Origin of the sequence: Streptomyces ferrugineus (assembly GCF_015160855.1) — a bacterium.
Taxonomy (GTDB): Bacteria; Actinomycetota; Actinomycetes; order Streptomycetales; family Streptomycetaceae; genus Streptomyces; species Streptomyces ferrugineus.
This window is the reverse complement of sequence record NZ_CP063373.1, coordinates 4,229,714-4,253,832: the sequence shown is the minus strand read 5'-3', so window position 1 is coordinate 4,253,832 and position 24,119 is coordinate 4,229,714. Positions and strand designations below refer to the sequence as shown.

Annotated in this window: 22 protein-coding genes; 14 read left to right on the top strand and 8 right to left on the bottom strand. The window is 72.0% G+C overall.

Features of this window, described 5'->3' with window-relative positions:
• Nucleotides 1–3 precede the first annotated feature (3 nt).
• Nucleotides 4–450 carry a type II toxin-antitoxin system PemK/MazF family toxin gene (locus IM697_RS19450; protein WP_194048974.1) on the top strand — a complete coding sequence of 149 codons (447 nt, stop codon included), beginning with the start codon at nucleotides 4–6 and terminating at the stop codon, nucleotides 448–450.
• Here IM697_RS19450 and IM697_RS19445 read toward each other — a convergent pair.
• Complete coding sequence (locus IM697_RS19445) at nucleotides 435–1,259, bottom strand: TIGR02452 family protein (RefSeq protein ID WP_194048973.1); 825 nt, start codon at nucleotides 1,257–1,259, stop codon at nucleotides 435–437. The genes IM697_RS19450 and IM697_RS19445 overlap by 16 nt on opposite strands.
• A gap of 315 nt (nucleotides 1,260–1,574) precedes the next feature.
• On the opposite strand from IM697_RS19445, the gene egtA reads away from it, so the two are divergent.
• The 5 genes from egtA to IM697_RS19420 all read left to right on the top strand — a co-directional run bounded on the left by egtA (nucleotide 1,575) and on the right by IM697_RS19420 (nucleotide 6,257).
• Nucleotides 1,575–2,909, top strand: coding sequence for an ergothioneine biosynthesis glutamate--cysteine ligase EgtA (gene egtA, locus IM697_RS19440; protein ID WP_194048972.1), 1,335 nt, complete (start codon nucleotides 1,575–1,577; stop codon nucleotides 2,907–2,909).
• A complete protein-coding gene (egtB, locus tag IM697_RS19435) occupies nucleotides 2,906–4,225 on the top strand; it encodes an ergothioneine biosynthesis protein EgtB (protein ID WP_194048971.1) in 1,320 nt (439 codons plus the stop codon). The genes egtA and egtB overlap by 4 nt, the downstream gene beginning before the upstream one ends.
• Nucleotides 4,225–5,016, top strand: a complete 792-nt coding sequence (egtC, locus tag IM697_RS19430; protein WP_194048970.1) for an ergothioneine biosynthesis protein EgtC — start codon at nucleotides 4,225–4,227, stop codon at nucleotides 5,014–5,016. Before egtB ends, egtC begins: the two co-directional genes overlap by 1 nt.
• Nucleotides 5,013–5,975 carry an L-histidine N(alpha)-methyltransferase gene (egtD, locus tag IM697_RS19425; RefSeq protein ID WP_194048969.1) on the top strand — a complete coding sequence of 321 codons (963 nt, stop codon included), beginning with the start codon at nucleotides 5,013–5,015 and terminating at the stop codon, nucleotides 5,973–5,975. The genes egtC and egtD overlap by 4 nt, the downstream gene beginning before the upstream one ends.
• Nucleotides 5,976–6,041: 66 nt before the next feature.
• On the top strand, nucleotides 6,042–6,257 hold the full coding sequence (locus tag IM697_RS19420; protein ID WP_194048968.1) for a dodecin: 216 nt from the start codon (nucleotides 6,042–6,044) through the stop codon (nucleotides 6,255–6,257).
• Between the two features lie 25 nt (nucleotides 6,258–6,282).
• Here the strand turns inward: IM697_RS19420 and IM697_RS19415 are convergent, their stop codons facing one another.
• On the bottom strand, nucleotides 6,283–6,774 hold the full coding sequence (locus IM697_RS19415) for a phosphatase domain-containing protein (protein ID WP_194048967.1): 492 nt from the start codon (nucleotides 6,772–6,774) through the stop codon (nucleotides 6,283–6,285).
• Nucleotides 6,775–7,072: 298 nt separating this feature from the next.
• Between IM697_RS19415 and IM697_RS19410 the strand changes: the two genes are divergently transcribed.
• The 7 genes from IM697_RS19410 (at nucleotide 7,073) to IM697_RS19380 (ending at nucleotide 14,897) form a co-directional block, all read left to right on the top strand.
• Nucleotides 7,073–7,525, top strand: coding sequence for a DUF485 domain-containing protein (locus IM697_RS19410; protein ID WP_228044761.1), 453 nt, complete (start codon nucleotides 7,073–7,075; stop codon nucleotides 7,523–7,525).
• A 2-nt stretch (nucleotides 7,526–7,527) separates the two neighbouring features.
• Nucleotides 7,528–9,123 carry a sodium/solute symporter gene (locus tag IM697_RS19405; RefSeq protein WP_407699634.1) on the top strand — a complete coding sequence of 532 codons (1,596 nt, stop codon included), beginning with the start codon at nucleotides 7,528–7,530 and terminating at the stop codon, nucleotides 9,121–9,123.
• Between the two features lie 94 nt (nucleotides 9,124–9,217).
• A complete protein-coding gene (gene rpmF, locus IM697_RS19400; RefSeq protein WP_194048965.1) occupies nucleotides 9,218–9,388 on the top strand; it encodes a 50S ribosomal protein L32 in 171 nt (56 codons plus the stop codon).
• A gap of 6 nt (nucleotides 9,389–9,394) precedes the next feature.
• Entirely contained in the window at nucleotides 9,395–10,576 is a 1,182-nt protein-coding gene (locus tag IM697_RS19395) for a GTP-binding protein (RefSeq protein WP_194048964.1), read from the top strand.
• 72 nt (nucleotides 10,577–10,648) lie between these two features.
• Entirely contained in the window at nucleotides 10,649–12,322 is a 1,674-nt protein-coding gene (locus tag IM697_RS19390) for a LuxR family transcriptional regulator (protein WP_194048963.1), read from the top strand.
• Between the two features lie 136 nt (nucleotides 12,323–12,458).
• Nucleotides 12,459–13,844, top strand: coding sequence for an FAD-binding oxidoreductase (locus tag IM697_RS19385; RefSeq protein ID WP_194048962.1), 1,386 nt, complete (start codon nucleotides 12,459–12,461; stop codon nucleotides 13,842–13,844).
• 54 nt (nucleotides 13,845–13,898) lie between these two features.
• Nucleotides 13,899–14,897, top strand: coding sequence for an LLM class flavin-dependent oxidoreductase (locus IM697_RS19380; RefSeq protein ID WP_194048961.1), 999 nt, complete (start codon nucleotides 13,899–13,901; stop codon nucleotides 14,895–14,897).
• 25 nt (nucleotides 14,898–14,922) lie between these two features.
• Here the strand turns inward: IM697_RS19380 and IM697_RS19375 are convergent, their stop codons facing one another.
• On the bottom strand, nucleotides 14,923–16,242 hold the full coding sequence (locus IM697_RS19375; RefSeq protein WP_228044760.1) for a phytase: 1,320 nt from the start codon (nucleotides 16,240–16,242) through the stop codon (nucleotides 14,923–14,925).
• A 134-nt stretch (nucleotides 16,243–16,376) separates the two neighbouring features.
• Between IM697_RS19375 and IM697_RS19370 the strand changes: the two genes are divergently transcribed.
• Nucleotides 16,377–18,713 (top strand): excinuclease ABC subunit UvrA, encoded by a 2,337-nt coding sequence (locus IM697_RS19370; RefSeq protein ID WP_194048959.1) that lies wholly within the window; start codon nucleotides 16,377–16,379, stop codon nucleotides 18,711–18,713.
• Here the strand turns inward: IM697_RS19370 and IM697_RS19365 are convergent.
• From IM697_RS19365 to IM697_RS19345, 5 genes are all read right to left on the bottom strand, one after another.
• A complete protein-coding gene (locus IM697_RS19365) occupies nucleotides 18,703–19,635 on the bottom strand; it encodes a lysophospholipid acyltransferase family protein (protein WP_194048958.1) in 933 nt (310 codons plus the stop codon). The two genes, IM697_RS19370 and IM697_RS19365, sit on opposite strands and share 11 nt — an antisense overlap.
• A 14-nt stretch (nucleotides 19,636–19,649) precedes the next feature.
• Nucleotides 19,650–20,420: a GNAT family N-acetyltransferase gene (locus IM697_RS19360; RefSeq protein ID WP_194048957.1), complete on the bottom strand. Its 771-nt coding sequence runs from the start codon at nucleotides 20,418–20,420 to the stop codon at nucleotides 19,650–19,652.
• A 241-nt stretch (nucleotides 20,421–20,661) separates the two neighbouring features.
• A complete protein-coding gene (locus IM697_RS19355; RefSeq protein WP_194048956.1) occupies nucleotides 20,662–21,408 on the bottom strand; it encodes a succinate dehydrogenase/fumarate reductase iron-sulfur subunit in 747 nt (248 codons plus the stop codon).
• Nucleotides 21,405–23,354, bottom strand: a complete 1,950-nt coding sequence (locus tag IM697_RS19350; protein ID WP_194048955.1) for a fumarate reductase/succinate dehydrogenase flavoprotein subunit — start codon at nucleotides 23,352–23,354, stop codon at nucleotides 21,405–21,407. Before IM697_RS19350 ends, IM697_RS19355 begins: the two co-directional genes overlap by 4 nt.
• A 2-nt stretch (nucleotides 23,355–23,356) precedes the next feature.
• Nucleotides 23,357–24,028 carry a succinate dehydrogenase gene (locus IM697_RS19345; RefSeq protein WP_194049772.1) on the bottom strand — a complete coding sequence of 224 codons (672 nt, stop codon included), beginning with the start codon at nucleotides 24,026–24,028 and terminating at the stop codon, nucleotides 23,357–23,359.
• Nucleotides 24,029–24,119 lie beyond the last annotated feature (91 nt).

Genomic DNA, 24,119 nt, shown 5'->3' with positions numbered 1-24,119 from the left:
CCCGTGAGCACCCTTACCGACGAGAACGTACCGGGCCGCTCCGGCCCCACCGCCACCACCGAGGCCGACCCCCGCGCGGTCGGCAAGGTGCGCACGGAGTACTCCCCCGCGCACGACGGCGACCCCGACCCCGGCGAGATCGTGTGGACCTGGGTTCCCTTTGAGGAGAACGACGGCAGGGGCAAGGACCGCCCCGTGCTCGTCGTCGCACGGGAGGCCCGCGGCACGTTCCTCGCCGTGCAGTTGTCGAGCAAACGGCATGACGGGGACCGGGAGTGGGTCGCTATCGGCAGCGGCCCGTGGGACCGATCGGGGCGCGACTCCTGGGTCGACGTGGACCGCATCCTCCGGCTGCACGAGCAGGGCATGCGCCGGGAGGCATGCGCCCTGGACCGGGGGCGGTTCAACCTGGTCAGGCGGCGGCTGCACGAGCGCTACGGCTGGACCTGAGGCTCCGGGAACGCCCGGGCGAACGCGGCGCGCACCGGGCTGTCGGGTGTGCGGTCCAGGATCCCGAACACCACGTGCTCGAAGGCCCCGGCGAACCGTCCGCCGGGCCCGAGCAGTCCCCGGAACGCCCCCGCCACCTGCGCGGGGTCGTTCTGGAACACCCCGCAGCCCCAGGCGCCCAGCACCAGCCGCCGGTATCCGTGCACGGCGGCCGTCTCCAGCACGCGCTCGGCGCGGATCGCCAGGGCCCGCGGCAACTCGCCCGTGCGCTCGGGTGTCCTGCGCCGTATGACGCCCGCGTTCGGGGCGGCGGCGGTCAGGAAGCCGGCCGTGTACGGCTCGTCCAGCAGGCCGCCTCGGTCGTCCCGGAAGACGGGGACGCCGGGTGAGTGGATGACGCGGTCCGTGTAGAACGCGTCGCGGTGGGCGCGGTGGTGGTCGTAGAACTCACGGGCCTCGATCAGGCAGGTGTACAGCGCGGAGGCGCGGCACAGGGCCTCTTCCTGGGCCTGGGCGCCGTTCAGGAAGCCGCCGCCCGGGTTGCGGGCCGAGGCGAAGTTCAATGCGGCGGTCCCGGCGCCGAGCCGACGGGCCGCCTCCAGGCTGCTCTCGCCCGTGACCTCGAAGAACGTCTCCATGCGGGAGATCCGGGGCAGCGGCAGCGGCCCGGGCCCGTACATGCGCGTACCGGCCCGCGCCGCCTCGATCGCCGCGCCGATGGTCACCTCATGGCCGCCGGGCGCGCGGTAGCCGCCCGCCGCCACGATCTGTTCCGTCTGCCGCGCGATCCCGCGCAGGCGCGCGCTCATGGCGCCACCCCCGTGCGCGCCATGGTCACGCGACCGCTCGGGCCGCCCGCGATCTCCCCCGTCGTGCTCACCCACGCATCGTGAGCGATGCTGGTGATGCGGTGCAACAGAATTCCCGGGCCCCACAGCCGACCGAGAACGACCGGGAAAGCCCCTGCCAACGCCCGGAGCGCGGAAGTTACCGCTCCGGAACGCGCCGCTACGCACTCTTGTGCGAAGCGGCGAGAGGGTTTTGGGTTGGACGAGTGTGCCGACCCGGCCCCACAAGATCCGGGCCGGTGGCACTGCACCCTGGACTCTCAGGAGGATCCCGACATGTCCGATTCGGTCAGTGGCTGTACGGAGCAGCCTCGCACCGCGGTCACCGAAGCCGAGGTGGAGGCCCTGGTCCGGGGCATCTGCTTCAAGACCGGCCCACCCCGCACGCTCGGGGTCGAAGTGGAATGGCTCGTCCATGAGCTGCGCAGCCCGCGGCTCCCCGTGACACCCGAACGACTCGAAGCGGCCTACGCCGCACTGCGGACCGTGCCCCTGAGGTCGGCGCTCACCGTCGAACCCGGCGGCCAGCTGGAGCTGAGCTCGCCGCCCGCCGCCTCCCTGATGGAGTGCATCGGTACCGTCTCCGCCGACCTCGACGCCGCCCGCGCGGTCCTGCGCGAGCACGGTCTCGCTCTGGTCGGCATCGGCAACGATCCCTGGCACTCGCCCCGCCGTTTCCTGCGCCAGCCGCGCTATGACGCGATGGAGGCGTATCTGGACCGTGCGGGTCCGGCCGGCCGCGCCATGATGTGCACCTCGGCCTCCGTCCAGGTGTGCCTGGACGCCGGATACGACGAGCCCGGCACCCTCGGGCACGGGCGGCGCTGGTGGCTGGCGCACCAGCTCGGCGCGGTCCTGGTCGCCGCGTTCGCCAACTCCCCGCTGGCCGGGAGCGAGCCCACCGGCTGGCTCTCCACCCGGCAGCTGCTGTGGATGGAGATCGGCCCGGGCCGCGCGGGCGCTCCCCCGCTGAACGGCGATCCTCGGGCCGTCTGGGCGCGGCACGTCCTGGACGCGCCGGTGATGTGCGTGCGCCGGGAGGGTGGCCCGTGGGACGTCCCGGACGGGCTGTCGTTCCGGGAGTGGACCAGATCGGGGGCGCCCGGATCGAGGGCGCCCGGATCGGGGGTGCCCAGACCGCCCACGCAGGAGGATCTCGACTACCACCTCACGACACTGTTCCCGCCGGTCAGACCGCGTGGCCATCTGGAACTGCGCATGATCGACGCCCAGCCCGGCGAGGACGGCTGGATCGTGCCGCTCGCCGTGACGACCGCGCTCTTCGACGACCCGGAGGCGGCCGAGACCGCCTACCGCGCCGTGAAGCCGCTGGCCGAGCGCGCGCTGTCGCTGCCCGCGCCGCACAACCCGCTGTGGACCGACGCGGCCCGCTCGGGCCTCGCCGACCCGGAGCTGCGGGAGGTGGCGGACACCTGTTTCGCGGCGGCGCTACAGGCCCTGCCCCGGCTGGGGGCCACGGCCGAGGTCATGGACGCGGTGGCGGCGTACCAGGACCGCTATGTCGCAAGGGGCCGCTGCCCCGCCGACGACCTGCTGGACGAGCTCTACGGCACGGACCGCACCCTGCATGGGAAGGACATCCGCACATGACCGACCCCGCTTTCGACGTCGACACGCTCCGCGAGCGGGCGCTGACCACCCTGACCACCGCCCGTGCCCGCACCACCCTGCTCACCTCCTGTGTCGAGGACCCCGACCTGACCGCCCAGCACTCGCCGCTGATGTCGCCGCTGGTGTGGGACCTCGCGCACATCGGCAACCAGGAGGAGCAGTGGCTGCTGCGGGCGGTCGCCGGGCGGGAGGCGATGCGGCCCGAGATCGACGGCCTCTACGACGCCTTCGAGCACCCGCGCGCCGAACGCCCCTCGCTGCCGCTGCTGCCGCCGGGCGAGGCCCGGAACTACGCGGCCGAGGTGCGCGGTCGGGTGCTGGACATCCTGGAGAGCACCGCGTTCCACGGGACGCGGCTGACCGAGGCGGGCTTCGCCTTCGGGATGATCGCGCAGCACGAGCAGCAGCACGACGAGACGATGCTGATCACCCATCAGCTCCGCAGGGGGCCGCAAGCCCTGACCGCCCCCGACCCGGATCCGGTGCCCCTGTTCACGGGGCCGTCCGAAGTCCTGGTCCCCGGCGGCCCGTTCACCATGGGCACCTCCACCGAACCCTGGGCGCTGGACAACGAACGCCCGGCGCACCGGCGCGAGGTGGCGCCGTTCCACATCGACACCACGCCGGTGACGAACGCCGCGTACCAGGCGTTCATCGAGGACGGCGGCTACGACACCGAACACTGGTGGACGCCGGAGGGCTGGGCGCACATCCGGCAGCACTCGATCCACGCCCCGCTGTTCTGGCACCGGGACGGCAGGCAGTGGCTCCGGCGCCGCTTCGGCGTCACCGAGGTCGTGCCGCCGGACGAGCCGGTGCTGCACGTGTGCTGGTACGAGGCGGACGCCTACGCCCGTTGGGCCGGGCGGCGGCTGCCCACCGAGGCCGAGTGGGAGAAGGCGGCCCGCCACGACCCGGCCGGTGACCGCTCGATGCGCTACCCGTGGGGCGACGCCGATCCCGCGCCGGTCCACGCCAACCTCGGCCAGCGGCATCTGCGCCCGGCGCCGGCGGGCAGCTACCCGGAGGGCGAGTCGCCGCTCGGCGTACGGCAGTTGATCGGTGACGTGTGGGAGTGGACGGCGAGCGACTTCCTGCCGTACCCGGGGTTCCAGGCCTTCCCGTACAAGGAGTACTCGGAGGTGTTCTTCGGTCCCGAGTACAAGGTGCTGCGCGGCGGTTCGTTCGCCGTGGACGCGGTGGCCTGCCGGGGCACGTTCCGCAACTGGGACTATCCGATACGGCGGCAGATCTTCTCCGGGTTCCGCACGGCCCGCTCGGCGGGAGACGCCTGATGTGCCGTCACCTTGCCTATCTGGGCCCCGAGGAGCCGCTCGGCGGACTCCTGGTGGAGCCACCGCACGGCCTGTACCGCCAGTCCTGGGCGCCTCGGCGGCAGCGGTACGGGACCGTCAACGCCGATGGTTTCGGGGTCGGCTGGTACGCCGAGGGGGATCCGGTGCCGGCGCGGTACCGCCGGGCCGGGCCCATCTGGGCGGATGTGTCCTTCGCCGATCTCGCCCGGGTCGTCCGCAGCACCGCGCTGCTCGCCGCCGTACGGGACGCGACGGTGGCGGGTGCCGACCAGGAGGCCGCGGCGGCGCCGTTCGCCGCGGGCACCTGGCTGTTCAGCCACAACGGCGCGGTCAAGGGATGGCCCGGCTCGCTGACGCCCCTGGTCTCCGGCCTGCCCGCCGTGGACCTGCTGTCGCTGGAGGCCCGCAACGACTCGGCGTTCGTGTGGGCGCTGGTCCTCGCGCGGCTGCGCGGCGGCGACGAGGAGGGGCAGGCGCTGGCCGACACGGTCCTGGAGGTCGCCGAGGCGGCCCCCGGCTCCCGGCTCAACCTGCTGCTGACCAGCGGCGAGACCATCGCCGCGACCGCCTGGGGCGACACGCTCTGGTATCTGACCCGCCCCGGCGGCGGCACCGTCGTGGCCTCCGAGCCCTACGACGACGATCCGCACTGGATTCAGGTCCCCGACCGCACCCTCCTCGCGGCGAGCCGCACCGATGTGCTGCTCACCCCGCTCAAGGAACCCAGCGACCCCCTGGTCCCCGCACCGTCCAAGGAGCCCAGCACGTGAGTCCGTTCCTGCTGACCCGCACCCTGCCCGAGGACGCCACCGACGCGGCCCTGCGCGCCGATGTCCTCAAGGGCCTGACCAGCACTCCCAAGACGCTGCCGCCGAAGTGGTTCTACGACGCGCACGGCAGCGAACTCTTCGAGAAGATCACCGAGTTGCCGGAGTACTACCCCACCCGCGCCGAGCGGGAGATCCTCGTCGACCGGGCCGGCGAGATCGCCGCCGCGACCGGCGCCCGCACCCTGGTCGAACTGGGCTCCGGCTCCTCGGAGAAGACGCGCTACCTGATCGACGCGCTGACCGGGCTGCACACGTATGTGCCCGTCGACGTCAGTGAGAGCGCGCTCACCCAGGCCGGGCACGCGCTCATCGAGGAGCGGCCGGCTCTGCACGTGCACGCGCTGATCGCCGACTTCACCGGCGGCCTCGGTCTGCCGGAGGCGCCGGGTCCGCGGCTGGTGGCGTTCCTCGGCGGCACGATCGGCAATCTGCTGCCGGCCGAGCGGGCCGCGTTCCTCACCTCGGTGCGCGCCCTGCTCTCCCCCGGGGACGCGCTGCTGCTCGGCACGGACCTGGTCAAGGACGAGCGGGTCCTGGTCGCGGCGTACGACGACGCGGCCGGGGTGACGGCCGCGTTCAACAAGAACGTGCTGACCGTCATCGACCGGGAGCTGGGCGCCGACTTCGATCCGGACGCTTTCGACCACGTCGCCGTCTGGGACGCGGACAACGAGTGGATCGAGATGCGGCTGCGCTCCCGCACGGCGCACACGGTGAAGGTGCCCGCGCTCGACCTCGCCGTCGACTTCGCGGCGGGCGAGGAGATGCGCACCGAGGTGTCGGCGAAGTTCCGCAAGGAGGGAGTGGGCGCGGAGCTGTCGGCGGCCGGGCTGGAGCAGTCGCACTGGTGGACGGACCGTCAGGGCCGCTTCGCGCTGTCACTGAGCGTGGCCCGCTGACGGACGGCTCGCGCGATGCCGCGCCTTGGGGCACGGTGGAGTGACGCGTGTGAGAGGAGCACCCACATGTCGAACCACACCTACCGGGTCACGGACATCGTCGGGACCTCGCCCGAGGGCGTGGACCAGGCGATCCGCAACGGCATCGCGCGCGCCTCGCAGACCCTGCGCAACCTGGACTGGTTCGAGGTGGTCGAGGTGCGTGGCCAGCTCGAGAACGGTGAGATCGCGCACTGGCAGGTGACCATGAAGGTCGGCTTCCGCCTGGAGGAGTCCGACTAGGCGGCTGCGGCCAGGAGCCTGGTCCTCAGGTCCGCCCCTCCCGCTCCTGTGCCGCCTTCAGCGCGGCGGAGGGGGCGGTCCAGCGCGCCCGTACGACGGTGAAGCCGGCCCGTTCGGCGTCCTCGCAGACCAGTTCGTCGTCGTCCACCAGCACCCGGATCTCCCGGGTGCGGGCGAGGCGGCGCAGGATCTCGAGCTTGGTGCGCCGGGCGGGCCTGCGGTCGTTGTCGCGCCGCATGTACACCGGCCCGTCGGGCAGTCCGTGCGCCGCGAGCCAGTCGAGGGTGTCGCGCCGGCAGCGCTCGGGACGCCCGGTGAGATAGCGGATCTCGCACTCCTCGGCGCTCTCCCGGACCAGGGCGATGCCCTCCTCGATGGGCGGGTCCTGCGGGGCGGCCGCGAAGAAGGCGTCCCAGTCCCGGGGCCTGCGCTCCAGGAAGTGCTGCCGATGTGCCGTGTCGGCGAGGGTGTTGTCCAGGTCGAACACGGCGATCGGGCGCTCGTTGCTGTCCGTCACATCTCTCACCCTAAAGGGGCTTCAGGGATCCTCCTGGGTCCTGTTTGAGACAGACCGGCCGAAAGGCATGGTCCGGACTATCTCCGGGACGGCCTTTCTTCCCAGGCCACAGAAGATCGCCGATGAATCGTGAGGGGCGTGAACACGCCACCGGGGTTCGGCAATTCACAGAGCCGGTTGATTGTTGAAAGAGCCCGCTGACATACTCCGGCTTCCGGCTTTCGCCGCTCCGACCGTCCCCCCACCAAGCCCGCACTCACCAGTGTGTTCGGCATGACGCAGCGAAGAAGGTGCGCCTGTGCCCGATTTTTCACCATGGCACGACAATTCTTTCACATACGGCTCCACATACGGCTCCACATACGGTTCGCCGAATAACGCGCCTGCCCCACCCCAGCGCATATCCGAAGACCCTGAATTTCACTCTCTGCGCCGCGCCCAGCGCGGGTTCGGCGTCCGCGCGTCGCTCCTGTCCGTCGGCGGATTCCTGCTGTACGTCCTGCTGTCGCACTCCGTTCCCGGCCTGATGAACCAGCGCCTGGCCGGGGCCCTCACGCTTGGCCTCGCCCTGGGGCTCGGGCAGTTCGTCGTGATGGGCGTGACGGCCTGGTGCTATGTACGGCACATGCGCACCCGGGTCGATCCGCTCGCCCGCGGCCTGAGTTCACGACTGCACCAGCAACAGGCGGGCTCGCACGGCGACGCCGGACAGACCGTCCGCCCCGGCTCCGGGGGGTACCGCACGTGGTGACCATGTCCGAAGGCATCGTCGACCGGTTCAGCCTGCAACTGACGTTCGTGCTGTTCCTGTCGGTGGTCGTGGTCACGCTGTTCATGGCACTGCTGACGGCCCCTCAGCGCGACGAGATCAGCGAGTTCTACCTCGGCAACCGCACCATGTCCCCGCTGCGCAACGGCCTCGCGATGTGCGGTGACTACCTGTCCGCCGCGACCCTGCTGGGCAGCACCGGACTGGTCGCCCTGACCGGCTACGACGGGCTGATGTACCTCGGCGGCACCGTGGTCGCCTGGATGATGGTGCTGCTGCTGATCGCCGAACCCCTGCGCCGCGCGGGCAGGTTCACCCTCGGCGACACCCTCGCCATGCGCCTGCCCCGGCTGCAGCGACCGGCGCGACTCGCCCTCGCCGTGTGCACCCTGGCCATCACCACTCTCTATCTGGTCGCCCAACTCGTCGGCAGCATCGCCCTGTTGACCCAGTTCACCGGCGAACCCAGCGCGGCGACCCGCACCCTGTGCGTGATCGTGATCGGCACCATCGTCATCGTGTACGCGGCCATCGGCGGCGCACCCGGAGCCACGGTCATCCAGATCATCAAGGCCGTGATGCTGGTGGCGGGCGTGACGGTCACCGCGGTCATGGTGCTGCACCACTACGACTGGAACCCGGGCGCCCTGTTGTCCGCGGCCGCGGACAACAGCGGAACCGGCACCCAGTTCCTGGAGCCCGGACTGCGCTACGGCGTCAGCACCTCGAGCAAGATCGACTTCTTCAGCCTGCAACTGGCGATCGTCCTCGGCCTCGCCGCCCTCCCCCACGTCGTGATGCGTCTGCTCGCCCCTCGTAAGGTCGACGTCCTGCGCTCCTCCGTCGTCTGGGCGGTGGGCCTGGTGGGCCTGGTCTGCCTGGCGGCCGGCGTCCTCGGCCTCGGCGCCACCGCCGTCGTGGGCCGGGAGACCATCTCGAACACCGACCACAAGGGCGACGCCGCCGTGCTGCTCCTGGCCAACGCCCTCGGCGGCGGCGTCCTCACGGCCCTGCTGTCCTGCCTCGCCTTCGTCACGCTGCTGGCCGTGGCCGCCGGCCTCACCCTCGCCGCCGCCACCTCCCTCGCCCACGACCTGTACGGCGAGGTGATCCGCAAGGGCCGCGCGAGCGAGACCGAGGAGTTGATGGTCGCCCGGCTGTCCGCCGCCGTCATCGGCATCCTGGCGATGATGCTCGCCCTGGTGTCCTGGGGCGCCAACACCGCGACGCTGGCGTTCCTCGCCTTCGCCATCGCGGCGTCCGCGATCCTGCCGACGATCGTGTACACCCTCTTCTGGCGCCGCTTCACCGGCCAGGGAGCGCTGCTCAGCCTCTGGGGCGGCCTGGCCTGCTCGGTCCTGCTGGTGTTGTTCTCCCCCGTGGTCTCCGCCACGCCGGGCTCGTTCTACCCGGAGTCCGACTTCGCCTGGTTCCCGCTGCAGAACCCGGGCATCGTCTCCATCCCGGCGGGCTTCCTCCTCGGCTGGCTCGGCACGGTGCTGGGCGAACGCCGGCAGCCCCAGGAGGACGCCGCGTACACGGAGTTCGAGGTGCGCATGCTGGTGGGCACCAAGGACTAGCCCGCCGGAGCAGCCCCGGGAAACAACGGTCAATTGTTAATGGGATCCATTTTCATATAGCCTCCTCGGTGTTCACCCACCGAGGAGGTCCGACATGGCTGTCCCCAAGCGGAAGATGTCCCGCAGCAACACCCGCCACCGCCGCGCCCAGTGGAAGGCCACCACGCCGCAGCTCGTGCCCGTGACGGTCGACGGCGTACGCCACCTGGTGCCGCAGCACCTGGTGAAGGCGTACGAGCGCGGACTGCTGCGCCCCGAGGGCTGACCGGACATGCCGTACGACCGCCGTCTGCCCGTCACCGTCCTGTCCGGCTTCCTCGGGGCGGGCAAGACGACCCTGCTCAACCATGTCCTGGCGAACCGCGAGGGACTGCGCGTCGCGGTCATCGTCAACGACATGAGCGAGGTCAACATCGACGCCGCGCTGGTGCGGGGCGGCGAGGCCGCGCTGTCGCGGACCGAGGAGCGCCTGGTCGAGATGACCAACGGCTGCATCTGCTGCACCCTGCGTGACGACCTCCTGGAGGAGGTCGACCGGCTCGCCCGCGAGGGCCGCTTCGACCATCTCCTCATCGAGTCGTCCGGCATCTCCGAACCCATGCCGGTGGCGGCCACCTTCGCCTTCGCCCGCGACGACGGAGCCACCCTCGGCGACCTCGCCCTCCTGGACACCATGGTCACGGTCGTGGACGCCGCGGGCTTCCTCACCGAGCTGGACAGCGGCGACGAACTCGCCGAGCGCGGCCTCGACCAGTACGAGGACGACGAGCGCACCGTCAGCGACCTCCTGGTCGACCAGGTCGAGTTCGCGGACGTCATCGTGCTCAACAAGCTGGACCTGGTGGACGACGGGACGGCGGACCAGTTGCGGGCGGCGCTGCACCGGCTCAACCCGGCCGCACGGCTCGTCGACGCCGTACAGGGACGCGTGGCGCTCCAGGACGTGCTCGGCACCCGGCTGTTCGACCTCGAACGCGCCCAGCAGGCACCGGGCTGGGTACGGGAGCTCAACGGCGACCATGTGCCGGAGACCGAGGAGTACGGCATCTCCTCCACCGTGTTCCGCTCCGAACGCCCCTTCCACCCCGGGCGGTTGTGGACCTTCGTCACCGAGCGCCTCGACAGCGGCGCGTACGGCAAGGTGCTGCGCTCCAAGGGGTTCTTCACCCTCGCCAGCCGGCCGCGGGTGACCGGGCTGTGGTCGCAGGCCGGCTCCGTCGCCCGCTTCGAGCCCAGCGCGGCGCACGACACCGACGCGCCCCACGCACAGGAGCTGGTCCTCATCGGCACGCAGCTGGACGCGGCGGCGCTCCGGGCGGCGCTGGCCGACTGCCTGATGACCGACGGCGAGGGGCTTCCGGCCGACGACCCGTTCCCGGCCTGGGACACGTACGGCATCGACGACACCTGCGACCACGAGCACCCGGCACCGCTCCAGGTGTCCGCTCACTGACTCCCTCCGCTCGCCCTGCCTATTCTGGTGAGGGGCCGGTCCTGCTCGCGGAGCGCGAGAAGGGAGCCGCGGATGGCGGAGCGGACGATCGACAGGGCGGCCGCGGACACCCTGCGGCAGGCCAGGGACGCCGTCGCGCGTGAGGCGTGGGCGGCGGCCTACCGGCTGCTGGGCGGCCTGGACCCGGCCTGCCTCACCCCCGACGACTGCGCCGCGTTCGCCGACGCCGCCTGGTGGACGAGCCACGTCGAGGAGTCGATCGCGCACCGTACGCGGGCCTACTCCGGGTATGTCGAGGCGGGGGCGGCCCGGCGGGCGGGGCACATGGCCTGGCTGCTGTTCTACGAGCACCAGCTGGCGGGGCGCGGGGCCGTGGCCGCCGGCTGGCTGCGCCGGGCCCGGCGGCAGCTGCGCGGTGAGCCGGAGTGCGTCGAGCAGTGCTATCTCGCCTGGGTCGACACCGAGGACGCCCAGCGGCGCGGCGCGTTCGACGAGGCGATGGCGACGGCCCGGCGCATGGCCGGGATCGCGCGGCGCCGCGGCAGCCCTGATCTGCTCGCCATGAGCGTCCAGGCACAGGCGGGCGTACTGGTGGCCCAGGGGCGGGTCGGTGAAGGGCTCGCTCTGCTGGACGAGGCGATGTGCTCGGCCATGGCGGGTGAGCTCAGCTCCTTCTTCACCGGGTGGATCTACTGCCTGGGCCTCCAGCAGTCCATGGCCTGCGCCGATCTGGAACGCGCCGCCGAATGGACCGACGCGGCCATGCGCTGGTGCGCGGCGATGCCGGACGAGAACAACTTCCGCGGGCTGTGCCGGGTGCACCGGGTCGAGGTGCTGGAGCTGCACGGCCGCTGGCCCGAGGCGCTCACCGAGGCGGAGCGGACCTGCGCGGAACTGCTGCCGTACGAGCGGCGGATGGCCGCCGAGGCGGTCTATGTGGTCGGCCAGATCCAGCGGCGGCGCGGCGAGCTCGCGGCGGCCGAGCAGTCGTACGACCGCACCCACGAGCTCGGCCGCGACCCGCAGCCCGGTCTCGCCCTGCTGCGGCTCGCCCAGGGCAAGGCCGACGCCTCGGCCACGGCCCTGCGGCTCGCGCTCGCCGACACGGCCGGGGCCGGCGGTCTCGAACGCTGCAGACTGCTCGCGGCCCAGGTGGAGGTCTCCCTGGCGCTGGGCCGGACGGCCGAGGCGCGCGCGGCCGCCGAGGAGCTGCGGACCCTGGCCCGTCAGTGGCAGCGGCGGTGCGGCTCGTCGACGACGCTGCTGCACGCGAGCGCCGCGGCGGCCTCGGGCGCACTGGCCCTCGCGGCCCGTGACCTCGACCGCGCACTGCCCCGACTGCGTCGGGCGCTCACGCTGTGGCTGGAGCTGCGGGTGCCGTACGAGGCGGCGCAGACGCGGATGACCCTGGCCGCCGCCGACCGGGCCGCCGGGGACGACGAGGGCGCCCGGATGGAGCTGCGGTCCGCCGAACAGACCTTCCGGCAGCTCGGCGCCGTACCCGACACCCGCCGGGCCGCGGCCCTGCTGGCCGATGTGCGCCGGCCGCGGCCGGGTGGGCTCACCGAGCGGGAGATCCAGGTGCTGCGGCTGGTCGCGGCGGGCCGCACCAACCGGGCCGTCGCCGCCGAGCTGGTGATCAGCGAGCACACCGTCGCCCGGCACCTGAACAACATCTTCGCCAAGCTCGACGTGTCCTCGCGGGCGGCGGCGACGGCGTACGCGTACGAGCACGGCCTCACCTGAAGGCGGCCCCCATGGGCCGTTCTGCCCATGCCGGGCCCACCGGTGATGGGCGATTCCGGCGATGAACGCGCCGGTGCCCCGGCGTAGACCGGAGAGGTACCTCTTCCCGAGCCCGGAGCGGAAAGCAGGTGGGGTCATGGCCACCTACACACCCACCCTCGACGAACGGCTGTTGGACCGGCTGCGCGGAGCCGTGCGCGGCGACGTCGTCCAGCCCGGCGACCCGGCCTACGACGAGGCCCGCAAGGTCTACAACGCCATGCACGACAGGCGGCCGGCGATCATCGTGCGGGCCGTCGACGCGGGCGATGTCATCGCCACGGTGGACTTCGCCCGCGACCAGGGCCTGCCGCTCGCCGTGCGCGGCGGCAGCCACAGCGTCCCCGGCTACGGGACCTGCGACGGCGGGGTCGTCCTCGACCTCGGCCGGATGCGCGGGATCCGTGTCGACCCCGACGCCCGCACCGCCTGGGTGGAGGGCGGCTGCACCTGGGCGGACGTCAACCACGCCACCCATGCCTTCGGGCTGGCCACGACCGGGGGGATCGTCTCGACCACCGGCGTGGGCGGACTGACGACCGGCGGCGGCCTGGGCCATCTGGCCCGGCGCTGCGGTCTGGCCTGCGACAACCTGGTCGCGGTGGACCTCGTGACAGCCGACGGATCCTTCATGACCTGCACGGACGACCAGCACGGCGACCTGATGTGGGCGGTGCGCGGGGGCGGCGGGAACTTCGGGGTCGTCACGTCGTTCGCGTACCGGCTGCATCCCGTCGCCGACATCCTCGGCGGGCCGACCTTCTTCCCGCTCGACGCCGATGTGATCCGCCGCTACCGGGAGCTGGTCGCCGAGGCGGACGAACGGCTCGGCGCCGTGTTCGTCGTAGGACTCGGACCGCCGGTGCCGTTCCTGCCGGAGCGCTGGCACGGTCGGCCGCTGTGCGGCGTGATCGCCTGCTGGAGCGGGCCGCCGGACGAGGACGACGAGATCCGGGACCGGATCGCCGCACTCGGGCCGGTGGTGGGCCGGCACCTGGAGCGCATGCCCTACCCGGTGATCAACACGCTCTTCGACGACCTGGTGCCCGCCGGGCTCTACCACTACTGGAAGGGCTCCTTCACCCAGGGTCTGCCGGACGGAGCCGTCAACGCCCTCGTCCAGTACGGCGCCGCCACACCCTCGATCCAGAGCGTGACGGTCGTCTTCCCCATCGACGGCGCCTGCCACCGCGTCGGCCCGGAGGACACCGCCTTCTCCTACCGGGACGCCGACTACGCGATCGCGCTCAGCCCGACGCTGACCACCCGGGAGGAGTGCGAGGCCCAGAAGGGCTGGGTGCGCGCCTTCCACGGGGCGCTGGAGACGCACTCCATGGGCGGCGGCTACGTGAACTTCATGGACGGCGACGACCAGGACCGCGTACGGGCCAACTACCGCACGAACCACGACCGGCTCAGGGACCTCAAGCGGCGCTACGACCCGGGCAACCTGTTCCGCCTGAACCACAACATCGCACCGTGAAGAGCCCGCAGGGGCCATGAGGAATCCCGTGGGCTCCCAGGTGTTGAACCCGGTATGAGCTCCGTGATCGCCTCGACCCGCTTCTCCGTCCTCGACCGCTCCCGCACCCGCGAGGGCCACCCGACCGCCGAAGCGCTGCGCGACACCGTACGGCTGGCTCAGGAGGTCGAGGCGCTCGGCTATCACCGGTTCTGGGTGTCGGAACACCACGGCGTGCCCGGCGTCGCGGGTTCCGCGCCCACGGTGCTGGCCGCCGCCGTCGCCTCCGCGACCCGCGCCATCCGGGTCGGCACCGGCGGAGTGATGCTTCCCAACCACCGGCCGCTGGTCGTGGCCGAGCAGTTCGGGGTGCTGGAGTCGCTGTTCCCTGGGCGTGTCGACATGGGGTTGGGCCGGTCCGTCGGTTTCACCGACGGGGTGCGCAGGGCGCTGGGCCGGGACAAGGAGGACGCGGAGGACTTCGCGGGGCAGATCCAGGAGCTGCTCGGCTGGTTCCGCGGCTCCTCGCCGACCGGGGTGCACGCGCGGCCCGCCGAGGGCCTGACCGTGCCGCCGTTCGTGCTGGCCATGGGCGAGGGCGCCGACATCGCGGCCCGCACGGGCCTGCCGATGGTCATCGGTGATCTCAGGACCAGGGAGAAGATGCTGCGCGGGATCGATCACTACCGCGAGCACTTCCGGCCCTCCCCCTGGGCCGCAGAGCCGTACGTGGTGATCTCCGGCTCCGTCGCGGTGGCCGCCACGCCCGCGGAGGCCCGGCGGCTGCTCGTGCCGGAGGCCTGGTCGATGGCGTACTCGCGCACACACGGCACGTTCCCCGCGCTGCCGCCCGCCGAGCGTGTCGAGGCTCTCGTGATGACCGAGAAGGAGCGCGGCTTCTACGAGGGCGGCCTCACCGGGCACATCGCGGGCACCGAGGAGCAGGTCGCGCACGAGCTGGAGACGGTGCTGAAGGAGACGGGGGCGCAGGAGGTGCTGGTCACGACCAGTACGTACGACCGGGTGGCGCTGGTGGACTCGTACCGCAGGCTCGCCCGGATCGTGGGCGCCTGATCCGGGCGAGCGGCCGGGCGGTGGGTCAGTCCGTGTCGCGCGGGTCGAAGGACTCGGTGTCGATCGTCAGCGGCTTCGGGAACGCGTCGGCCACCGACTCCCAGCCCGTGAACTTGAAGTTCGTGCCCTCCCGGTCCCCGTCCGCGGGTGTGGCCTCGCCGTCGTGGGTGACGAGCAGGCCCTTGGGGAAGGACCGGCCGAGCGGGACGTTGACCACGGCGCTGCCGTCGGAGTGCTGCACTCCGTCGGTGGCGGCGCTGTCGGTGACGGCGAAAGAGCCGAGGTAGGCGTTTCGGCCACCGCGCTCGTACACGGCGAAGGTGTCGTCGCCCTGGCTGGAGGCGAGCAGATATCCCTTGCCGTCGGCGGCGTGGTAGATCGTGGCGCCCTCGGCGTCGGCGCTCAGGTGCTCACCGCCGAAGCCGGGATCGTCGGCGCTGTCGATGACGCACTCCTCCTCCGCCTCGGGGTCATACGTCCACGGGGTGCCGTACTCGCGCACCCGGTCGATCAGCCTCGGCCGGCCGAACTCCTCGTCGTCCAGGTCGATCCGCCACAGCCCGACGTCCTCCTGGGCCGCGTACAGCACGTGCTCCTCCTGGTCGACGACCATGCCCTCGACCTGCGCGTGGTCGCCGGGGTCGGCGCACGGCGTCCAGCTCTCACCGTTCGGCAGGGTGAAGGAGGCGGGCAGGTCGAGGGTGTCCTCGGTCCGGTAGCCGACGCGGCCGTCACGGTCCTCCAGGCGCAGCAGCCGTACGCGGGTCTCCGAGCGGCGCGACACCGCCACGTAGGCGTTGTCGTCGTCGCTGAAGGCGGCCAGGCCGTAGGCGGTGCGCTGGTCGTCGACGTCGGCCTCGCTCGCCGAGAACACCGGCGCGGCGTTCGCCGCCGTCACGTCCTTCAGCGGGGGCCTGCCCGCCCTGACGGCGGCCGGGTCGATGGCGTAGGCCCGCACCCGGTCCCGGCCGCGGTCGCTGACCAGCGCCAGGTCGGTTCTCTCGCCGTCCAGCTCGAAGCCGTAGACGACGTCGACGTTGTTGAAGCGGCCCGGCGCGGCGTCCTCGCCGGGCGCGGCCGGGGCCGCTATGCGCTGCAGGCGCCTGCCGTCGAGGCCGTAGACGTCGAGGCCGGCCTCCTTGAGGGTGGCGATCACGAGGCTGCGGCCCGGGTGGCGGGGGTCGACCCAGACGGCCGGGTCGTCGGCGTCGGCGTCGCCGCCCGCCTCGTCGTCGTACACGGCGGGCGTCTCGACGCGCGCGGAGACGGAGACCGGCTGCGGGGCGGGCGCGCCCGTGACCATCAGCAGCGCGGCGGTGAGAGTGCTCAGAGCTGAAGCGCTCACGATACTCCTCGGTAGGAAGAGAGACTGGCGAGACGGTATGGGCGGCCGGTGTGGGTGAGCCGACGGCTTCATGAACATCAGGTGGCCGGTGGCTCGTACAGGCGTGCGGCCGGTTCGCCTAGACTCTGGGCCTTATGTACTCCCCGCACGACCCCTACGTCCGCGTCCGCGGCGCCCGTGAGCACAACCTGAAGGGCGTGGACGTCGACATTCCGCGGGACGTGCTGACCGTGTTCACGGGGGTGTCGGGGTCGGGGAAGTCGTCGCTCGCCTTCGGCACGATCTACGCCGAGGCCCAGCGCCGCTACTTCGAGTCGGTCGCGCCGTACGCGCGCCGGCTGATCCATCAGGTCGGCGCGCCGAAGGTCGGCGAGATCACCGGGCTTCCGCCGGCCGTGTCCCTCCAGCAGCGCCGCTCGGCGCCGACGTCCCGCTCCTCCGTCGGCACGGTCACCAACCTCTCCAACTCCCTGCGGATGCTGTTCTCCCGAGCCGGGGACTACCCGCCGGGCGCCGAGCGGCTCGACTCGGACGCCTTCTCGCCGAACACGGCGGCCGGGGCGTGCCCGGAGTGCCATGGGCTGGGCCGAGTGCACCGTACGGCCGAGGAGTTGCTGGTCCCCGACCCGGCGCTGTCGGTCCGGGAGGGCGCGATCGCCGCCTGGCCCGGTGCCTGGCAGGGCAAGAACCTGCGGGACATCCTCGACGCGCTCGGGTACGACGTGGACCGGCCCTGGCGTGAGCTGCCCGCCGAGCAGCGGCAGTGGATCCTGTTCACCGACGAGCAGCCGGTCGTCACCGTCCACCCGGTGCGCGACGCCGACCGCATCCAACGGCCGTACCAGGGCACCTACATGAGCGCCCGACGGTATGTGATGAAGACCTTCTCCGACTCCAAGAGCCCCACCCTCAGGGCCAAGGCGGAGCGGTTCCTCGCCGCCGCGCCCTGCCCGGCGTGCGGCGGCAGCAGGCTGCGGCCCGAGGCGCTGGCGGTGACCTTCGCGGGCCGCACGATCGCCGAGCTGGCGGCACTGCCGCTCACGGAGCTGGCGGGCACGCTGGACGGCCGGGCCTCGTCGGAGACGGCCCGTGTCCTCACCGAGGACCTCAGGTCCCGTATCGCCCCGGTCGTCGAGCTCGGCCTCGGCTACCTCAGCCTCGACCGTGCCACGCCCACCCTCTCGGCGGGCGAGCTGCAGCGCCTGCGCCTCGCGACCCAGCTGCGGTCCGGGCTCTTCGGTGTGGTGTACGTCCTCGACGAGCCGTCGGCCGGACTGCACCCGGCGGACACGGAGGCGCTGCTGAGGGTGCTGGAGCGGCTGAAGGCCGCCGGGAACACGGTGTTCGTGGTGGAGCACCACCTCGATGTCGTGCGCGGCGCCGACTGGCTGGTCGACGTGGGGCCGCGGGCCGGTGAGCATGGCGGGCGGGTGCTGCACAGCGGGCCGGTGGCCGAGCTGGCGTCGGTCGCGGACTCGGCCACCGCGCGCATCCTGTTCGACGACTCTCCCGCCGCTGTACGCCAAGTGCGCACCCCGCGCGGCCAGTTGAAGGTCGGCCCGGTCACCCGGCACAACCTGCGCGGGGTGACGGCCGAGTTCCCGCTCGGGGTGTTCACGGCCGTCACCGGGGTCTCGGGGTCGGGCAAGTCCACGCTCATCGGTGAGATCACGGAGGGCCTGGCGGGCGTGGACCGGCTCGTCTCGGTCGACCAGAAGCCGATCGGGCGTACCCCGCGCTCCACCCTCGCCACCTACACCGGCCTCTTCGACGTCGTCCGCAAGGTGTTCGCGGCCACCGACGACGCGCAGGCCCGTGGGTATGGCGTCGGGCGCTTCTCCTTCAATGTCGCGGGCGGACGCTGCGAGACCTGTCAGGGCGAGGGGTTCGTCAGCGTGGAGCTGCTGTTCCTGCCGAGCACGTATGCGCCGTGCCCGGACTGCGGCGGGGCGCGCTACAACCCGGAGACGCTCCAGGTGGCGTACCGGGGACGGAACATCGCGCAGGTGCTGGACCTCACGGTCGAGTCGGCGGCGGAGTTCTTCGCGGACACCCCGGCCGTGGCCCGCAGCCTGGGCACCCTGCTCGACGTGGGCCTCGGCTATCTCCGTCTCGGGCAGCCCGCCACCGAGCTGTCCGGCGGTGAGGCCCAGCGCATCAAGCTGGCGAGCGAGCTGCAGCGCGGCCGGCGCGGTCACACGCTGTACCTGCTCGACGAGCCGACCACCGGGCTCCACCCGGCCGACGTCGAGGTGCTGATGCGGCAGTTGCACGGGCTCGTGGACGCCGGGCACACCGTCGTCGTGGTCGAGCACGACATGTCCGTCGTCGCGGGCGCGGACTGGGTGATCGACCTGGGGCCGGGCGGCGGTGACGCGGGCGGACGCATCGTGGCGGCGGGTCCGCCCGCTCGGGTGGCTCGCGCGCGGGACAGCACGACGGCGCGCTATCTCGCCCGGGTCATGCCGTGAGGGGTTCGCACGACGGGGCCGGCCGTTCGTTGCCGATGGCAGGCGCCGGGAGCGGTACGACGCGCTGTGTCCCGAGCAGCACCGACATCTCGGCGGCCCCGGTCAGGGAGCGCCGGTCGGCCCGCCTGTCCGGCGCGATCGGCTCCAGCACCTCCACCTCGGCGACGAGTTCGCGTGCCCTGGCCACCCGCCACACCGACGCCAGCAGCGGGTCCTCGCCGACGAAGGCGGCCGCCGTGCCGGGCGCGCCCCCGGCGACCCGGTAGCGCAGCCGCACCGGCTGCACCGGGACACCCGCGTCGAGGGCGGCCTGGAAGGCGGCCCGGCGGAAGCGGCCCTGGGCACGGCCGCACCAGGTGCTGCCCTCGGGGAAGACGGTGACCGCCTCGCCCGCCCGCAGCGCCCCGGCGATCCGGGCCACCGTCTCGGGCAGGGCGCGGATCCGGTCCCGGTCGATGAACAGGGCGCCGCTGCGGGCGGTCAGCCATCCCGCGACCGGCCAGTCACGGATCTCGGACTTGGCGAGCATCCGGGCCGGGCGCACGGCGGCGAGCAGCGGGATGTCCAGCCAGGAGACATGGTTGGCGACGAGCAGCAGCCCGCCGTCCGGCGCCGCGCCGCCGTCCACTCGCACCCGGACCCCCGCGGCCCGGACGATCCAGCGGGACCAGCGCCGGATCAGCCCGGCGGGGATCCGTGAACCGAGCGGAATGGCCGCCAACCCGAGAACCAGCAGGAACAGCACCGCCGCGATCCGGAACGCGGCCAGGGGGACGGCCCTGGCCCGTCCCGTCGTGTCGACGCAGGTCCGCGGGGAGCAGGGGGCGCTGGGCCGCCAGAGGGTGCCCGCGTCGGGGGCGTGGCCCGCGCTGCCCGTGATCACCGCGGAGACACCCACGGCACCCAGGGAGGACGTGCTCATGGCCGCCACGACCGTCACGCCGGGACGAGGGAGAGGAAGTGCCGCAGATAGCGCGGGTTGACCCGGCGCATCGACAGCAGCACATACAGGTCGGCGACGCCGAACTCCGGGTCGTGCGCGGCCTCGCCGCAGACCCAGGCGCCGAGACGGAGGTAGCCGCGCAGGAGCGCGGGCAGTTCGACGCGCTGGGCGGGCACGGGCGCGGTCGGCTGCCAGGGGTGCAGCGGTCGTACGCGGTACTCCTCCGGGGCCAGGTGCTTGGCCCGCACCCGGTCCCAGGTGGCCGCCGCGAGCGTGCCGCCGTCGGCGAGCGGGATCGAGCAGCAGCCGGCCAGCCACTCGTGGCCGTGGTCGACCATGTAGCGGGCGATGCCGGCCCAGATGAGGCTGATCACGGCGCCGTCGCGGTGGTCGGGGTGGACGCAGGAGCGGCCGACCTCGACCAGGTTCGGGCGCAGGGAGTCGATCCCGGTGAGGTCGAACTCGCCCTCCGAGTAGAGTCGGCCCGCAACCGCGGCGCGCTCCGGGGGCAGCAGCCGGTAGGTGCCGACGACCTGGCCGGACACCTCCTCGCGGACGAGCAGATGGTCGCAGTACGCGTCGAAGGCGTCGATGTCGAGGCCCGGCTGCGGGGTGGACAGCAGGGCCCCCATCTCGCCCGCGAAGACGTCGTGCCGCAGCCGCTGGGCGGCGCGCACGTCCTCCTCGTTGCGGGCGAGGCCCACGGTGTATCGGGTGGGTGCCGTGGGCTGCGGGGGACGGTCGACGGTCAGTACGCCGGTCATGGCTTACTCCTGGTCACGGGCCGGGGACGGCAGCGAAGGGGCGGTTGCGAGCGGTGTGAGGTGCCGCCCCTGTTCTTCCGATGCCGGTTGGCGTACGCGTGACCTGTGCCAGGAGAGTTGATGTGCGGATGTTGAACGCTTCGCTCGGCGGGGCGCCGAAACGCGAGACGGGGCCGGGGAGCACCACTCCCGGCCCCGCCCGTCCGCACCTGTCGGCGAACGTTCTGCGGTGCGGCTCGTGTTACCGCTTCACCTTCCGCGTGGCCCGCAGCCACTCCTTGTTCATGCTCGTGATGGACATCAGGGGGATGCCCTTCGGGCAGGCCGTGGCGCACTCGCCGGTGAGGGTGCAGCCGCCGAAGCCCTCCTCGTCCATCTGAGCCACCATGTCCAGGACCCGGGTCTCGCGCTCGGGAGCGCCCTGCGGCAGCACGTTCAGGTGGTTGACCTTGGCGGAGGTGAACAGCATCGCCGCCCCGTTCGGGCACGCGGCGACGCACGCGCCGCACCCGATGCACTCGGCGTGCTCGAAGGCGAGGTCGGCGTCGGGCTTCGGCACCGGCGTGGCGTGCGCCTCGGGCGCGGCGCCCGTCGGCGCGGTGATGTAGCCGCCGGCCTGGATGATCCGGTCGAACGCGGACCGGTCCACGACCAGGTCCTTGATCACCGGGAACGCCGACGCCCGCCACGGCTCGATGTCGATCGTGTCGCCGTCCTTGAAGGACCGCATGTGCAGCTGGCAGGTCGTCGTCCGCTCGGGCCCGTGCGCGTCGCCGTTGATCACGAGCGAACAGGCGCCGCAGATGCCCTCACGGCAGTCGTGGTCGAAGGCGACCGGGTCCTCGCCCTTGAGGATGAGCTCCTCGTTGAGGGTGTCGAGCATCTCCAGGAAGGACATGTCGGAGGAGATCCCGTCCACCTCGTACGTGGACATGGCGCCTTCGGTGCCGGCGTTCTTCTGCCGCCAGACGCGCAGGGTGAGCTTCATGCGTAGCTCCGCTGGGTGGGGTGGACGTACTCGAAGACCAGGTCTTCCTTGTGCAGGACGGGAGCGGCGCCCGTGTCGGTGAACTCCCAGGCCGCCGCGTAGGCGAACGCGTCGTCCTTGCGGGCCGCCTCGCCGTCCGGCGTCTGCGACTCCTCGCGGAAGTGGCCGCCGCAGGACTCGGAGCGGTGCAGTGCGTCGAGGCACATCAGCTCGGCGAGCTCCAGGTAGTCGACGATGCGGTTGGCCTTCTCCAGCGACTGGTTGAACTCCTCGCCGGTGCCCGGGACCTTGATCCGCCGCCAGAACTCCTCGCGGATCTGCGGGATCCGCTCCAGCGCCTTGCGCAGCCCGGCGTCCGTGCGGGCCATCCCGCAGAACTCCCACATCAGCTCGCCGAGTTCACGGTGGAAGGAGTCCGGCGTACGGTCGCCGTCCACGGCCAGCAGCAGGTTGACCCGGTCCTGCGTCTCGGCCAGCACCTCCCGCACGACGGGGTGTTCGTCGGTGACCTTCTCATGGTGCGGGTTGCGGGCGAGGTAGTCGTTGATGGTGGCCGGGAGGACGAAGTAGCCGTCGGCCAGGCCCTGCATCAGGGCGCTCGCGCCCAGCCGGTTGGCGCCGTGGTCGGAGAAGTTGGCCTCGCCGATCGCGAACAGGCCGGGGACGGTCGTCTGGAGGTCGTAGTCGACCCACAGTCCGCCCATCGTGTAGTGCACGGCCGGGTAGATCCGCATCGGCACCTCGTACGGATCCTCGTCGGTGATCCGCTGGTACATGTCGAAGAGGTTGCCGTACTTGGCCTCGACGGCCTTGCGTCCCATGCGCTTGATGGCGTCCGCGAAGTCCAGGTACACGCCCTGTCCGCCGGGGCCCACTCCCCTGCCCTCGTCGCAGACGTTCTTCGCGGCGCGGGAGGCGATGTCGCGGGGCACGAGGTTGCCGAAGGACGGGTAGACGCGCTCCAGGTAGTAGTCGCGCTCGTCCTCGGGGATCTTGTTCGGCGGCCGGTCGTCGCCCTTGGCCTTCGGCACCCAGATCCGGCCGTCGTTGCGCAGCGACTCGCTCATCAGCGTCAGCTTGGACTGGTGGTCGCCGGTGCGCGGGATGCAGGTGGGGTGGATCTGGGTGAAGCAGGGGTTGGCGAAGTAGGCGCCGCGCCGGTGGGCCCGCCAGATCGCGGTGGCGTTGGAGTTCATGGCGTTCGTCGACAGGTAGAAGACGTTGCCGTAGCCGCCGCTGGCGAGGACGACGGCGTCCGCGAAGTACGTGTCGATCCTGCCGGTGATCAGGTCCCGGGCCACGATGCCGCGCGCCCGTCCGTCGACGACGATCAGGTCGAGCATCTCGGTGCGCGGGTGCATCTCGACGTTGCCCGCGGCGATCTGCCGGCTGAGCGCCTGATAGGCGCCGAGCAGCAGTTGCTGGCCCGTCTGGCCGCGGGCGTAGAAGGTCCGCGACACCTGGACGCCGCCGAAGGAGCGCGTGTCGAGCAGGCCGCCGTACTCGCGGGCGAACGGCACGCCCTGCGCCACGCACTGGTCGATGATCTCGACGGAGATCTGCGCGAGCCGGTGGACGTTGGACTCCCGCGCCCGGAAGTCGCCGCCCTTGACGGTGTCGTAGAACAGCCGGTGGATGGAGTCGCCGTCGTTGCGGTAGTTCTTCGCCGCGTTGATACCGCCCTGGGCGGCGATGGAGTGGGCGCGGCGCGGGGAGTCCTGGTAGCAGAACTGGACGACGTGGTAGCCCTGTTCGGCGAGGGTGGCGCCGGCTGAGCCGCCGGCCAGGCCCGTCCCCACCACGATCACCGTGTGCTTGCGCCGGTTGGCGGGGTTGACCAGCTTGGCTTCGAAGCGGCGCTTGTCCCAGCGCTCGTTGACGGGGCCGGAGGGGGCCTTGCCGTCGACGACGGGTGCGCCGGTCGTGTAGTCGGTGTACTCGTTCATGGTCAGCTCACCACTCCGGTCATGACGCCCACGGGCACGGCGATGAACCCGGCCGTGAGCAGCAGCGCGAGGACGTTCGCGACGGTCTTCAGGGCGCGGTCGCGGGTGCGGCTGCCGGCGCCGAGGGTCTGGGCTGCGCTCCAGAAGCCGTGCCGGATGTGCAGGCCGAGGGCGAGCATCGCGACGATGTAGATGACGTTGCCGTACCAGGTGGAGAAGGTGTCCACGACGTTCTGGTACGGGTGGCCCTCCTGAAAGCCGCCGGAGTGCACGGTGCCCGTCGTCAGGTCCAGGACGTGCCAGACGATGAACAGTCCGAGGATGATGCCGCCCCAGCGCATGGTGCGCGTGGCGTAGGAGGCCCGCGGCTTCTTGTGCACGTACTTGCTGGGGCGTGCCTTGATGTCGCGGCGGCTGAGCTGGTACGCCGAGACCGCGTGGGCGACGACCGCGACGACCAGCACGACGCGGATCAGCCAGAGCGTCCACTCGTAGTGCATGAACGGTTCGCCGACCGTGCGCAGCCAGTGGCCGTAGGCGTTGAACTCACCCGCGCCGAAGTAGATCTTCAGGTTTCCGATCATGTGGGCGACCAGGTACGCCAGCATGATCAGTCCGCTGACCGCCATCACGGTCTTCTTGCCGACGGTGGAGTCCCACACCGTGCGCGCCATGGACGGCCGTCGGTCCGTCCGCGTTGCCAGAGCCATGGAACATGACGCTAGGGCCGAACGGCCCCATCGGTCCAAGACATGGTCCGGCTCG

Coding starts and splice junctions, on each gene's coding strand:
- IM697_RS19370 (WP_194048959.1), top strand. CDS start 16,377: ATGTACTCCCCGCACGACCCCTACGTCCGCGTCCGCGGCGCCCGTGAG.
- IM697_RS19360 (WP_194048957.1), bottom strand. CDS start 20,420: ATGACCGGCGTACTGACCGTCGACCGTCCCCCGCAGCCCACGGCACCC.
- IM697_RS19350 (WP_194048955.1), bottom strand. CDS start 23,354: ATGAACGAGTACACCGACTACACGACCGGCGCACCCGTCGTCGACGGC.
- egtA (WP_194048972.1), top strand. CDS start 1,575: ATGTCCGATTCGGTCAGTGGCTGTACGGAGCAGCCTCGCACCGCGGTC.
- IM697_RS19355 (WP_194048956.1), bottom strand. CDS start 21,408: ATGAAGCTCACCCTGCGCGTCTGGCGGCAGAAGAACGCCGGCACCGAA.
- IM697_RS19385 (WP_194048962.1), top strand. CDS start 12,459: ATGGCCACCTACACACCCACCCTCGACGAACGGCTGTTGGACCGGCTG.
- IM697_RS19405 (WP_407699634.1), top strand. CDS start 7,528: ATGTCCGAAGGCATCGTCGACCGGTTCAGCCTGCAACTGACGTTCGTG.
- IM697_RS19445 (WP_194048973.1), bottom strand. CDS start 1,259: ATGAGCGCGCGCCTGCGCGGGATCGCGCGGCAGACGGAACAGATCGTG.
- IM697_RS19365 (WP_194048958.1), bottom strand. CDS start 19,635: ATGAGCACGTCCTCCCTGGGTGCCGTGGGTGTCTCCGCGGTGATCACG.
- IM697_RS19345 (WP_194049772.1), bottom strand. CDS start 24,028: ATGGCGCGCACGGTGTGGGACTCCACCGTCGGCAAGAAGACCGTGATG.
- egtB (WP_194048971.1), top strand. CDS start 2,906: ATGACCGACCCCGCTTTCGACGTCGACACGCTCCGCGAGCGGGCGCTG.
- IM697_RS19390 (WP_194048963.1), top strand. CDS start 10,649: ATGGCGGAGCGGACGATCGACAGGGCGGCCGCGGACACCCTGCGGCAG.
- IM697_RS19380 (WP_194048961.1), top strand. CDS start 13,899: ATGAGCTCCGTGATCGCCTCGACCCGCTTCTCCGTCCTCGACCGCTCC.
- IM697_RS19395 (WP_194048964.1), top strand. CDS start 9,395: ATGCCGTACGACCGCCGTCTGCCCGTCACCGTCCTGTCCGGCTTCCTC.
- egtC (WP_194048970.1), top strand. CDS start 4,225: ATGTGCCGTCACCTTGCCTATCTGGGCCCCGAGGAGCCGCTCGGCGGA.
- IM697_RS19420 (WP_194048968.1), top strand. CDS start 6,042: ATGTCGAACCACACCTACCGGGTCACGGACATCGTCGGGACCTCGCCC.
- rpmF (WP_194048965.1), top strand. CDS start 9,218: ATGGCTGTCCCCAAGCGGAAGATGTCCCGCAGCAACACCCGCCACCGC.